10 protein-coding genes and 1 pseudogene are annotated in these 12,409 nt (G+C 58.1%); 8 read left to right on the top strand and 3 right to left on the bottom strand.

Features of this window, described 5'->3' with window-relative positions; genetic code table 11:
* The first annotated feature begins 123 nt into the window (after positions 1–123).
* The 4 genes and pseudogenes from potA to ltrA all read left to right on the top strand — a co-directional run bounded on the left by potA (position 124) and on the right by ltrA (position 5,145).
* Positions 124–1,266 carry a polyamine ABC transporter ATP-binding protein gene (gene potA, locus AC1RPZ_RS20500; RefSeq protein WP_493138890.1) on the top strand — a complete coding sequence of 381 codons (1,143 nt, stop codon included), beginning with the start codon at positions 124–126 and terminating at the stop codon, positions 1,264–1,266.
* A 29-nt stretch (positions 1,267–1,295) separates the two neighbouring features.
* Positions 1,296–2,177: an ABC transporter permease subunit gene (locus AC1RPZ_RS20495; RefSeq protein ID WP_493139121.1), complete on the top strand. Its 882-nt coding sequence runs from the start codon at positions 1,296–1,298 to the stop codon at positions 2,175–2,177.
* Positions 2,174–3,073 carry an ABC transporter permease subunit gene (locus AC1RPZ_RS20490; RefSeq protein WP_493138889.1) on the top strand — a complete coding sequence of 300 codons (900 nt, stop codon included), beginning with the start codon at positions 2,174–2,176 and terminating at the stop codon, positions 3,071–3,073. Before AC1RPZ_RS20495 ends, AC1RPZ_RS20490 begins: the two co-directional genes overlap by 4 nt.
* A 613-nt stretch (positions 3,074–3,686) precedes the next feature.
* Positions 3,687–5,145 (top strand): annotated as a pseudogene (gene ltrA / locus AC1RPZ_RS20485) (group II intron reverse transcriptase/maturase).
* A gap of 92 nt (positions 5,146–5,237) precedes the next feature.
* Here the strand turns inward: ltrA and AC1RPZ_RS20480 are convergent.
* Positions 5,238–5,453 (bottom strand): TOBE domain-containing protein, encoded by a 216-nt coding sequence (locus tag AC1RPZ_RS20480; RefSeq protein ID WP_054598130.1) that lies wholly within the window; start codon positions 5,451–5,453, stop codon positions 5,238–5,240.
* Between the two features lie 206 nt (positions 5,454–5,659).
* On the opposite strand from AC1RPZ_RS20480, the gene AC1RPZ_RS20475 reads away from it, so the two are divergent.
* Entirely contained in the window at positions 5,660–6,481 is an 822-nt protein-coding gene (locus AC1RPZ_RS20475) for an aldo/keto reductase (RefSeq protein WP_493138887.1), read from the top strand.
* Positions 6,482–6,484: 3 nt separating this feature from the next.
* Here AC1RPZ_RS20475 and AC1RPZ_RS20470 read toward each other — a convergent pair whose 3' ends face one another.
* Positions 6,485–8,848 carry a DNA polymerase II gene (locus AC1RPZ_RS20470; protein WP_493138886.1) on the bottom strand — a complete coding sequence of 788 codons (2,364 nt, stop codon included), beginning with the start codon at positions 8,846–8,848 and terminating at the stop codon, positions 6,485–6,487.
* A gap of 602 nt (positions 8,849–9,450) precedes the next feature.
* Here AC1RPZ_RS20470 and AC1RPZ_RS20465 point away from each other — a divergent pair.
* Entirely contained in the window at positions 9,451–9,780 is a 330-nt protein-coding gene (locus AC1RPZ_RS20465; RefSeq protein ID WP_493138884.1) for a hypothetical protein, read from the top strand.
* 213 nt (positions 9,781–9,993) lie between these two features.
* A complete protein-coding gene (locus tag AC1RPZ_RS20460; RefSeq protein WP_493138882.1) occupies positions 9,994–10,434 on the top strand; it encodes a CBS domain-containing protein in 441 nt (146 codons plus the stop codon).
* Between the two features lie 228 nt (positions 10,435–10,662).
* On the opposite strand, the gene AC1RPZ_RS20455 is transcribed toward AC1RPZ_RS20460, so the two are convergent.
* A complete protein-coding gene (locus AC1RPZ_RS20455; protein ID WP_493138880.1) occupies positions 10,663–11,712 on the bottom strand; it encodes a hypothetical protein in 1,050 nt (349 codons plus the stop codon).
* Positions 11,713–11,929: 217 nt separating this feature from the next.
* On the opposite strand from AC1RPZ_RS20455, the gene AC1RPZ_RS20450 reads away from it, so the two are divergent.
* Entirely contained in the window at positions 11,930–12,304 is a 375-nt protein-coding gene (locus AC1RPZ_RS20450; protein ID WP_493138878.1) for a DUF2784 domain-containing protein, read from the top strand.
* Positions 12,305–12,409 lie beyond the last annotated feature (105 nt).

Raw genomic sequence — 12,409 nt, 5'->3', positions numbered from 1 at the left:
CAAAAAGCACCACCCGGCAGCCAGGAAGGCGGCGCCGAATCAGGCCTGCTCAGTGCGGGTTCGCAATCAACTATTACGTCAGGCCGCATTGGCCCGACGACTGACACCTGTTGGGAGTTTCACATGGCAATCGCCTCCAGCATTTACAGGAAGGCTCTAGAAGGTAATCAGCAACCGAAAAAGGTTCTGGTGAGAGTCGACCGCGTAACCAAGAAGTTTGACGAAACCGTTGCCGTAGACGATGTGTCCCTGGACATCTACCAAGGCGAAATCTTCGCCATGCTGGGCGGTTCGGGTTCCGGCAAATCGACACTCCTGCGCATGCTGGCAGGCTTTGAGCGACCGACCGAAGGGCGGATCTACCTCGATGGCGTAGACATCACCGATATGCCGCCCTATGAGCGGCCGATCAACATGATGTTCCAGTCTTACGCGCTGTTCCCGCACATGACCGTGGCGCAGAACATCGCCTTTGGCCTGAAGCAGGACCGTCTGCCCGCCAGCGAAATCGAAGCCCGCGTCGAAGAAATGCTCAAGCTGGTGCACATGACCCAGTACGCCAAACGCAAGCCGCACCAGCTCTCCGGCGGTCAGCGCCAGCGTGTTGCGCTGGCCCGCTCGCTGGCCAAACGGCCGAAGCTGCTGCTGCTCGACGAACCGATGGGCGCACTGGATAAAAAGCTGCGTTCACAGATGCAGCTCGAGCTGGTGGAAATCATCGAGCGCGTCGGCGTGACCTGCGTGATGGTGACCCACGATCAGGAAGAGGCCATGACCATGGCCCAACGCATCGCGATCATGCACCTGGGCTGGATCGCCCAGATCGGTAGCCCGGTCGACATCTATGAAGCACCGGTCAGCCGCATGGTCTGCGAGTTCATCGGTAACGTGAACGCCTTCGACGGCACCGTTGTGGAAGACCTGGAAGGTCACGCGATCATTCACAGCCCGGATCTTGAGCAGAAGATCTACGTCGGCCACGGCGTGAGTACGTCGGTGCAGGACAAGTCGATCACCTACGCCATCCGCCCGGAAAAAATGCTGGTCAGCACCCTCAAACCCAAGACCCGTTACAACTGGTCCCAGGGCAAAGTGCATGACATTGCTTACCTCGGCGGGCACTCGGTGTTTTACGTGGAGCTGCCTGGCGGCAAGATCGTGCAGTCGTTCATGGCCAACGCCGAACGCCGTGGCACACGCCCGACCTGGGACGACCACGTCTACGTCTGGTGGGAAGACGACAGCGGCGTGGTACTGCGCGCATGAACACGCTCACTCAGCAGTTTCAGCGGTTTTTGCCGAGCGGCCGTAAAGTCGTGATCGGTATTCCATTCCTGTGGCTGTGCCTGTTCTTCATGCTGCCGTTTTTCCTGGTGATGAAGATCAGTTTTTCCGAAGCAGCCCTGGCCATTCCACCCTATTCCGAGATCTACAGCTTCGCTGAACAGAAATTCCAGCTGCTGTTGAACCTCGGCAACTACGCCATGCTGGGTGACGATGAGCTGTACATCTCGGCTTATCTGGGCTCCTTGAAAATGGCCTTCCTCAGCACGGCCATGTGCCTGGTGATCGGTTTCCCGATGGCCTACGCCATTTCCAAGGCCAGCAAGGAAGCGCAGAACGTCTTGCTGCTGCTGATCATGATGCCGACCTGGACGGCGATTCTGATCCGCGTTTACGCCTGGATGGGTATCCTCAGCAACAACGGCTTGCTGAACGCTTTCCTGCTCTGGACCGGGCTGATTTCGCAGCCAATAGAAGTCCTCAACACCAACACCGCGGTCTACATCGGCGTGGTGTATGCGTACCTGCCGTTCATGGTGCTGCCGCTGTACGCCAACCTGGTCAAGCATGACCAGAGCCTGCTGGAAGCCGCATCGGACCTGGGTTCAAGCAACTTCAACAACTTCTGGAAAATCACTGTACCGCTGGCCAAGAACGGCATCATCGCAGGCTGCATGCTGGTGTTCATTCCGGTGGTGGGTGAGTTCGTGATTCCGGAACTGCTCGGTGGCCCGGAAACCCTGATGATCGGCCGCGTGCTGTGGCAGGAATTCTTCAACAACCGCGACTGGCCGGTGGCGTCTGCCTTGGCGGTGGTGATGCTGGCGATCCTGATTGTGCCAATCATCCTGTTCAACCGCAGCCAAGCCAAAGAGATGGAGGGACGGGCATGAACCGTTTCGGATTTTCAAGAATGATGCTGGTGCTCGGCCTGACGTTCATCTACATGCCGATGCTGATTCTGGTGATCTACTCGTTCAACGCCTCGAAACTGGTGACGGTCTGGGGCGGCTGGTCGGTGAAGTGGTATGTCGGCCTACTGGACAATACTCAACTGATGGGCTCGGTGGTGCGCTCGCTGGAAATCGCCTGCTACACCTCGATTGCCGCAGTGGCGCTGGGTACCCTCGCCGCCTTCGTGCTGACCCGCGTGACCCGCTTCAAGGGCCGCACGCTGTTCGGCGGCCTGGTCACCGCGCCGTTGGTGATGCCGGAAGTGATCACCGGTCTGTCGCTGTTGCTGCTGTTCGTGGCCATGGCGCAGATGATTGGCTGGCCGCAGGAACGTGGCATCGTCACCATCTGGATCGCCCACACCACCTTCTGCGCCGCCTATGTGGCGGTGGTCGTTTCGGCGCGCTTGCGTGAGCTGGACCTGTCCATCGAAGAGGCGGCCATGGACCTCGGTGCTCGGCCATTGAAGGTGTTCTTCCTGATCACCATCCCGATGATCGCGCCATCGCTGGCCGCGGGCGGCATGATGTCGTTCGCCCTGTCGCTGGACGATCTGGTGCTGGCGAGCTTCGTCTCCGGCCCGGGTTCGACCACCCTGCCGATGGAAGTGTTCTCGGCCGTGCGTCTGGGCGTGAAGCCCGAGATCAATGCCGTGGCCAGCCTGATTCTGTTGGCCGTTTCGATCGTCACGTTCATGGTCTGGTACTTCAGCCGCAAAGCCGAAGCCAATCGCAAACGCGCGATTCAGGAAGCCATGGATCAGACCGCGAGCGAATCCTGGAAACAGCCTGCTTCACAACGACCTGTTACCCAACAGATCGGGGCGACGGCTTAACGCCGTCGCGTTTCACCGCGACTGAACCCGGGTAAAACTCGGCAAATAAACAACGGCGCGCCCTTGCCGGGCGCACCACGCCATTCCGTTCACGCAGCGCCTTACCACCGCTGCAGTTACACGAACGGCCTCACCTGGCTCCTCGGTTAAGGTGATTTTGGGCGCCCTCGGGCGCCCTTTTTGCTTGTGCGCCAGGCATGGCGCGTTGCGCGTTAGCGCAACCAGCTTGGCTGTGGTGGCCTCGCTGGTGACTTGGAGGTGAAAGTCCTCTACACACCCGGCAAGGGGAAGTGTTAGCCAGAGGCAAGGGTGTCGCGGGCGACTGCGAATCTGAAGGAAGCCCGAGGCAAAATGCTGGCCTGACGAACAGGAAGCGGATAGAGGCGGCGCAGCGGGGTCAGGGGGCAAACTTCCTCGAAGCCCAATACTTGCACGGAACGCTGCGACGTAGATCCGACAGGCATAAGCAGGAAGGTCGCGCGAATTACCCTGGGAGATCTGCACATTTGCCATTGTGCTACCGAGCGTCGTGAGGCGACGGGATGAACGAGCAGAAGTCAGCCGAGGCCGTAGTAAGTGGCAAATAACCCTGCCACCAAGGGCCGAACAGGTTATGCCGCCAGTAGGCGTCAGAGTCTCGTTGAATGTCGAAAAAGCAGAAATTTCTCCGCAGGAGAACTGTGACCCCAAGTTCCGGACGGTATCCGAGGATGACGGCTGGCAGTGCGCAGACATCGACGGCGTCTGTGATGTGGACGAACGCGGAGCCGGACACGCTGATGGCGCGGGTGCTCGCACCGGCCAACCTCAAGCGTGCGTATCACCGCGTGGTCAGCAATAAGGGGGCGCCGGGTGCCGATGGCATGACGGTCGACGACTTGGCAGGCTACGTGAAACAGTATTGGCCAACCCTCAAGGCGAGGCTGCTGGCTGGCGAGTATCACCCGCAAGGTGTACGCACCGTCAACATCCCCAAGCCCAAAGGCGGCACCCGTCAGCTGGGCATCCCCAGCGTCGTGGATCGCTTGATCCAGCAGGCGTTGCTGCAACAGCTCACGCCAATCTTCGATCCGCTGTTCTCGAACTATAGCTATGGTTTTCGTCCGGGCAGAAGTGCTCACCAAGCCGTCGAAACCGCCCGTGCCCATGTGGCTGCGGGTCACCGTTGGTGTGTGGAACTTGATCTGGAGAAGTTCTTTGATCGGGTCAACCACGATGTCCTGATGGCTTACGTGGCGCGTCAGATCGAAGACAAGCGGGTGCTCACGCTGATCCGCCGTTATCTCGAGGCGGGAACGATGTCAGGTGGACTCGTCAGCCGACGGCAGGAAGGGACGCCGCAAGGCGGCCCGCTCTCGCCGTTGCTCTCGAACATCCTGCTCAACGAACTCGACCACGAACTGGAACGGCGGGGCCATCGTTTCGTGCGTTATGCCGACGACGCGAATATTTATGTGCGCAGTCGTCGCGCCGGCGAACGAGTGATGGCTGGCGTCGAGCGTTTCCTGAGTCAGCGCCTGAAACTGACGCTGAACCGGGAAAAGAGCCGAGTAGCCGGGTCGTGGATGTGTGATTACTTGGGCTATGGAATGAGTTGGCATCAACAGCCGAGACTAAGAGTGGCAACGATGAGTCTGGATCGCTTGCGCGACCGACTTCGAAGCCTGCTGCGCACAATGCGAAGCCACAAGATGGCGAGCGTCATCGAGCGGATAAACCCCGTGCTGCGCGGCTGGGCTGGCTACTTCAAGTTGAGTCAGAGCAAGCGGCCACTTGAGGATCTTGATGGCTGGGTGCGTCACAAACTTCGCTGTATCATCTGGCGCCAATGGAAGCAGCCCTCTACGAGGGCGCGCAACTTAATGCGTCTAGGGCTCAACGAAGCTCGTGCTTGTCACTCAGCATTCAACGGTCGAGGCCCTTGGTGGAATTCGGGAGCACCCCATATGAATCAGGCGCTGCCGAAGAAACTCTGGGATCGACTCGGGCTGGTCTCGATACTGGACACGATAACCCGGCTTAGCCGCTTAACCCGAACCGCCGTATACGGAACCGTACGTACGGTGGTGTGAGAGGACGGCGGCTGCGAAGCCGCCTCCTACTCGATTTCAGATTGCCCCCATGATTTGCCCGGCGCACGGAACATCGAGCTGTTACACCCGTGTCAGAGCTTGGCGATCGACACCTCGGTGGATTTGACGAATGCGATGACTTCGCTGCCCACCACCAATTCGAGATCGCGAATCGAGCGCGTGGTAATCACGGAAGTGACAATACCGGAGGCGGTTTGTACATCGACTTCAGAGACCACCGGCCCTTCCAGGATTTCCTTGACGATGCCTTTGAACTGATTGCGGACGTTGATCGCTTTGATGGTCATGACTACGCTTCCTGTCGAATTGGGCTACGTGAGCACTGCTGTGCGAGCCCCTAAAATGCACCTGATCGAACAGCAAAAAAAGGAATAAATAACTAGATATTTATTCATTTTAAATATAAATAATGGATTGCGTCGAGTGTGCGATAGAACCTCCTGGCTTCGCTGCGGCCCAATTTCTATTCATCAAGTCTCGTCTGGAGGTTGTCATGCGAACGCTCGAACTGGCCGGCGTACCCGTCCCTGTGATTGGTCAGGGAACCTGGCGCATGGGTGAAGCCCCACAACAACGAACCCGTGAAATCGCCGCATTGCGCACCGGCATCGAGTTGGGAATGACGCTGATCGACACCGCAGAGATGTATGCCGAGGGTGGTGCAGAGGAAGTGGTTGGCGAAGCCATTGCCGGTGTTCGTGATCAGGTGTTTCTGGTCAGCAAGGTCTATCCGCACAACGCCAGCCATCGGGGTATTCCCCAAGCCTGCGAACGCAGTTTGCGCCGTTTGGGCACCGACTACATCGATCTGTATTTACTGCACTGGCGTGGGCAATTTCCGCTGGAAGAAACCGTCGAAGCCTTCGAACGCCTGCGCGACGACGGCAAGATTGGCCGTTGGGGCGTGTCCAATTTCGATGTGGCGGACCTGCACGAATTGGCCTCTGAGGCCTGCGCGACCAATCAGGTGCTCTACAACCTCGAGGAGCGCGGCATCGAATTCGACCTGCTGCCCTGGTGCCAGCAACAGCGCATGCCGTTGATGGCTTATTGTCCGATTGCCCAGGCCGGGGGCCTTCTGGTCGAGCCGACACTGAAGCAGATCGCCGCACGCCATAACGTCACTGCGGCCCAGGTGTCACTGGCCTGGCTGCTGCGTCAGGACGGCGTGATTGCCATCCCCAAAGCCGTACATCAGGAGCACGTGCGGTTGAACGCCGCCGCTGGCGAATTGAAGCTCGACGCTGAAGATCTTCAGTCGCTTGATCGAGCGTTTCGCGCCCCCACCCGCAAGCATCGACTGGCGATGGTCTGAGGCTTAGAACAAACCCAATTGCCCGCCAATCAGCGTGCTGAAGTCGTCGTCGACAAACGGCAGGATCGCGTCCGCCACCGGCTGAAGCTGGCGACTGACGTAATGGTCGTAGTCAATCGGCGCGCTGCGGGTTTCCAGCGGTTCGGGCCCCGCCACCGTGATCACGTAACTGATCCAGCCACCGCTCTGATACTGGCGTGGCCGGCCTTGTTGATCGTTGTATTCGTCGGCGAGGCGCGCGGCGCGCACATGGGGCGGTACGTTGCGTTGATAGTCGTCCAATGGACGGCGCAGGCGCTTGCGATAGATCAGCAAGTCATCGTGCTCACCGGCCAATGTCGCGCGCACGAACTCGCGAACATAATCCTGATAAGGCCGACGGTGAAAGATCCGCAGGTAGAGCTCCTGTTGAAATTGCCGGGCCAGCGGCGACCAGTCGGTGCGCACGGTTTCCAGGCCTTTGTAGACCATTTCGTCAGTACCGTCGGCGCGCGTCACCAGTCCGGCATAGCGCTTCTTGCTGCCCTCTTCTGCACCGCGAATAGTCGGCATCAGAAAGCGCCGGAAGTGCGTTTCGAATTGCAGTTCGAGCACGCTGTGCAAACCGAACTCCCACAACAAATGATCGCGCCACCACTGGTTGACGTGCTCCACCAGCGCTCGGCCGATCTGCGCCGCTTCTTCCTGACCATGGGCACGCCGCAGCCAGACGAAAGTCGAGTCGGTGTCACCGTAAATCACCGCATGCCCTTGGGCCTCGATCAGCTGGCGAGTCCTGAGCATGATCTCGTGCCCGCGCAAGGTGATCGATGATGCCAGGCGCGTATCGAAAAACCGGCAGCCGCTGGAACCGAGCACACCATAAAACGCGTTCATGATGATCTTCAAGGCCTGGGAAAGCGGCGCGTTGTGCTCGCGCTTGGCGACTTCCCGGCCTTCCGATACACGCGCAACAATCGCCGGCAGGCAATGCCGCGTCCGGGAGAACCGCGCACCGCGAAAGCCCGGCACCGACTCACTGTCGTCGGGGTGGCGCAAGCCCTCCACCAACCCCACCGGGTCGATCAAAAAGGTACGGATGATCGACGGGTACAGACTTTTGTAGTCGAGCACCAGCACCGATTCGTACAACCCCGGTTGCGAGTCCATGACAAACCCGCCGGGACTGGCCTGCGGAGGACGCTCGCCGAGGTTCGGCGCAACAAAGCCCTGACGGTGCATCAACGGCATGTAGAGGTGAGTGAATGCCGCTACCGAACCGCCGCTGCGATCTGCCGGCAAACCGGTGACGCTGGCGCGCTCCAGCAAGAAGGTCAGCAGTTCGGTCTTGTGAAAGATCCGCGTCACCAACTCGCAGTCCTTGAGGTTGTAGCGCGCCAGTGCGGGTTTGTCCTCGGCGAACATGCGGTTGATTTCGTCCATGCGCTGATACGGGTTATCGATCGACTTGCCTTCGCCCAGCAGCGTCTGCGCGACGTTTTCCAGGCTGAACGAAGGAAAGCTCCAGGTCGCCGAACGCAGCGACTCGATGCCATCAATGATCAGCCGGCCAGCGGCGGCAGCAAAGAAGTGATTGTTGCCCGAGCCGTGTTCGCGCCACTGCATTTCCTCGCCACCACGCCCCAGACGCAACGGCACCGCCAGACGCCGGGCATGCTCGTGCAGCACGCGCAGGTCAAACTGCACCAGGTTCCAGCCGATGATTGCATCGGGGTCGTGTAGCGCAAACCACTCGTTGAGTTTTTTCAGCAACAGGGTCCGGGAGTCGCAGTACTCAAGCGCAAAATCCACCAGCGAGTCATCACCATTCGGCGCTCCAAGCATGTAGACCTGGCGCTGACCACAGCCTTCCAGTGCTATCGAATACAACTCGCCCTGCTCGGTGGTTTCGATATCCAGCGAAACCAGTTTCAGGTGCGGGCGATAGTCTGGTGCAGGCTTGAGATGAGCGTCGAGCAGCGTACCGGAGTCGTCTGCCGTTCCAGTGAACGACACGGGCGCAGTGATGAAGCGCTCCATCAGGTAGCGTTCCGGCGGACGAATATCCGCCTCGAAGACATCGACACCGGCCCTGCGCAATAGCGTGTCGAGGTGCATCAACTGGCGATGCTGTTGGCAATACAGCCCGAACACTGGCCGATGTTGAAAATCCTGCAACCCCAGTGGGCGAAGCTCGACGCCCTGCTCGCCGCGCAACAGCAACTCGGCCTGCTCGCGCTGCTGCTCGGGAACGAACGCCACTGACGGCTGAACCGGCAGCCGGACAAGTCTCGGGCCTTGATCGGTCGCCAACCAGAACTCGACTTGCGTGCCGGCCGGGGTGTCGCGCCAATGCCGGGTCAAGACGAAGCCCCGCTGTAAATCCACCACTGCAACCTCGAAGACTATTTCACAGGGTGATTCTACGCGTCATCGATGCTCAAGGCTGCCTTTGCGTTTGTCCCGCAAGTGATTGTAGGACAAGGCTCTAGGCCGACCTGCAGACGTCAAAGCGCTTTATGTAGTGATCGAAAATATTCACTACAAAACCGTTGACGAGTTGTTTTTCCCCTTGCATGATGCGGACGTCTCCCCGATCGGGAGCGTTGGCAAAAGTGTTGTGAAACGGCTCGACTGACCGCCGAGCTGCTCCCGGATGTGTACTGCCCACAAGGCAGATTGATGAAGCTGACCCGGCATGCGCGTCCAGTACAAGGACGAGAAACGCTGGCGATCAATCCTCAAGGTGCTTGTGGCCGAACTGAATAATATCGGTAGCAACGTCCAGGTAATCGCTGTTTCTCCCCGCTGTGCCGCCAGTGCGTAGCAGTTTCTCGGCAAGACTACATGCATCCTGCTCAAGGCCCTGCCGATATTCGGCAGACACCCACTGTCGCCCTGGTTTCGGTACCAGATATCAACTTACCGACGTAGAGAAGTGAATTAGCGAACCAACTAGACAGATCAAATACTGGTCAAGGGGCTTACACATGAATCTGAACAATCAACCGACTATTGATGAACTGGCTCGGATGTTCGCGGCACACAAAGACAGCCATGACAGCCATATCCTGTGGATTGCCGAGTCTGGCCAGGTGCACATCGACTGCCTGTCGCCCCACGCCCATGAAGATGAGTTCGAAAAGAACAAACGTGACTTGCGTGCCCGACTGAAGATGTACCGTCGTGGCCAGGGTTATGTTGGCAAGAAAGCCGCCGCTGACAAAGACTATGTCGGGCGTGTTCTTGAAACTCTGAATCAGGTGTGGAAGAGCGCACAGAATCAATCCGACGTGTGCGTGATCGATCGCTACTGCTAAGTGAGCGTGCCAGGACGCTGATAACCCGCCCGGGTTATCAGCGACTGCCAAGAGCACGAAACAGCGCTGCTGATAGCAGAAACACTCTCCCATGACGCTTTAGAACCCCTGAATGCCGCTTTGCCCTCTTGCTCTGTTGGCGTGCGTCTATGATTCTGTATAAGCGTCAGCGCGCTTGGTGACGCCTAATAAATACAACACCGGAGAGGCCCCATGAAGACCGTCGCGCAACTGCTCAAGCTAAAGGCCGAACAGAATCAGCAGGTTCATACCATCAACTCGCATCAGATGGTGCTCGAAGCCCTGATGGTGATGGCCGCGAAAAACGTCGGTGCATTGCCGGTGCTCAAAGAGGGTCGAATAGTTGGCGTGATCAGTGAACGCGACTATGCGCGCAAACTGGTGCTCAAAGGTCGTTCCTCGGTCGGTACACCCGTCAGCGACATCATGAACTCGCCGGTGATTACAGTGGACTCCCATCAATCCGTGCAAACCTGCATGAACATCATGACCGACAAGCACCTGCGTCATTTGCCCGTGGTGGAAAATGGCCAGCTGCTGGGCTTGCTGTCCATCGGCGACCTCGTCAAGGAAGCCATTGCCGAGCAAGCCGAGCTGATCCAGCAATTGGAGCAGTACATTCGCGGCGAATAGCGTCTCTCGCCCATCAATCGAACCACTGACTGCGTGTTCTTGATCCTCAAGCACGCGCAGTTTTTGATGGCGCCCGCCGCGCCGGACAGTTGATCGACCATCGATGATCTGGTGGCGGCTCATCAGAACAACGTAAAACGACTGGCCAGCCTGATCAATAAAATGGCCAGCGCGCCCCTCAACGGATGTCCTCCTGCTGAGTAGCGGGTGTGCAGGCTATTCATGTTGTTACTGAAGAGTCTGATCGCTTTGCAGAGGAGTCTCTAATGGCACAGGTCCGGGCACGACCGGCAGGTTTTTGGCGAGATTGCCTTCGATTTGTCCCGAAATATAGTAAACCCCCGCCATCACCCCGTTGGCCTCATTCTCCATCAACCCAAGCCACGCTTTGTCGAACGCGTCACCCAGGCTTTTGCGCAGCTGCACCTCTGTCTCCGGTCGATCATTCTCGTTCGAGAAGGCGCCGATACCCGCCGTCACAACGGAAATCACTGTGCCTGCTACTCGACCAACTGCCGCAGCAACAGCACTGGCGACACTTTGGGTGGCGATCTGGCCCTCGAGTTTTTCACTGGCTCGCTTGGCCACCGACGATATACCTGCGTCCGACAACCCGGCTCCCGCACCGCTGTTAGCGCTGCGGACTCGTTCGATCAAGGCCTGATAGGCTGGCAGCTTGGTAACCGGTTCTGCGTGAGCAATTTGATAGAGCGAAGCGTTGCGTGCAGGGGGAGGTGCCAGCGCGATTGCTGGAATGTCGCTCAGTCGACGGTCGAATTGATCTTGAGGTGCGCTGTAATGCTGCTGGATCTCGACGAGATGCGCGCCGAGGGTCTGTAAATAGAGGGTAATTGCGTCGGCCATGATCACGTTGGGATCGGTGACCTTGGCGACAGGGTCCAGCACGCGCTCATGGTATTGCTCCTGTAGGTAGACCGTTAACCGGTTTGCCACAGGATCGACCTCTCCCCCGCTGCTCATCTTGTACCAGCCCACCTTCATGGAGAGCCATTGCTGGGTCCAATAATCAGTAAACCAAGGGATGAAGTTTGTTTCGGTGCGCTGATAGACCTGCTCCCTCCAGCGTTCCATGGCGCTGCGCGTGTAGCGTTTGACTACCCCTTTGGAGGCCAACGAAGCGGTGTCTATGTCTTTATCAATCTGCTGCCAGGTCGCTTCCGAGATCACAACCGGCGCAGTCGGCTCGGAGGCGCGATGCACTGTGACACATCCTGCCAACACCACTAGCAAGACAACGAGCAGGAAACGCAGATTCAAGATCGCAGTCCCCTAAAAATGACACGACAGCGCTAACCTATCCGCTGTCCGAACGGAACAGCCAGCGTTTCCAACCACTGTATTTTGAGTATAGGTGGCGAAAGGAAGGACAAAGAATCACGATGAGAACGTAAGGTTTTGGTGACGTCGAACAGTCTCACTTCAATAAAACCGCATACCCGGATGCTATGGAAGTACGTTAGAGGACGGAGTCGTCATGGTTTACCGAATCGCCGCCGACGGATTGGTGCTGTTTCATCTGTTGTTCATTCTGTTCATGCTCTTCGGCGGCCTACTGACGCTCAAATGGCGGCATGTGATCTGGTGGCACCTGCCCGCAGCCGTGTGGGGTGTAGCAGTCGAAGTCTTCCAGCTCATCTGTCCGCTGACTCGTTGGGAAAACTTTTTGCGCCAAACCGCCGGACAGGACGGTTACGGCGACAGTTTCATCGAGCACTATGTGTGGCCGTTGATATACCCGGCCGGGCTGACCCCAATGATTCAGCTAGGGCTGGGTAGCCTGGTATTGCTGATCAACGTGATTGTCTATGTGCGTCTGGCCAAGCAGTGGAAACGAGCGCGGACAACCTAGTCAGGTTGCTCACGTACTTTCTCGCAGACAAAACAAAACCCCTACCTGCATACGCAGATAGGGGTTTCGGAATTTAATCTTGACGATGACCTACTCTCACATGGG

The sequence above is a fragment of the Pseudomonas sp. GW822-FHT02D10 genome, from assembly GCF_058802345.1.
This window is presented reverse-complemented; position numbering and strand designations above follow the sequence as displayed.

Coding starts and splice junctions, on each gene's coding strand:
- AC1RPZ_RS20450 (WP_493138878.1), top strand. CDS start 11,930: ATGGTTTACCGAATCGCCGCCGACGGATTGGTGCTGTTTCATCTGTTG.
- potA (WP_493138890.1), top strand. CDS start 124: ATGGCAATCGCCTCCAGCATTTACAGGAAGGCTCTAGAAGGTAATCAG.
- AC1RPZ_RS20475 (WP_493138887.1), top strand. CDS start 5,660: ATGCGAACGCTCGAACTGGCCGGCGTACCCGTCCCTGTGATTGGTCAG.
- AC1RPZ_RS20490 (WP_493138889.1), top strand. CDS start 2,174: ATGAACCGTTTCGGATTTTCAAGAATGATGCTGGTGCTCGGCCTGACG.
- AC1RPZ_RS20465 (WP_493138884.1), top strand. CDS start 9,451: ATGAATCTGAACAATCAACCGACTATTGATGAACTGGCTCGGATGTTC.
- AC1RPZ_RS20480 (WP_054598130.1), bottom strand. CDS start 5,453: ATGACCATCAAAGCGATCAACGTCCGCAATCAGTTCAAAGGCATCGTC.
- AC1RPZ_RS20460 (WP_493138882.1), top strand. CDS start 9,994: ATGAAGACCGTCGCGCAACTGCTCAAGCTAAAGGCCGAACAGAATCAG.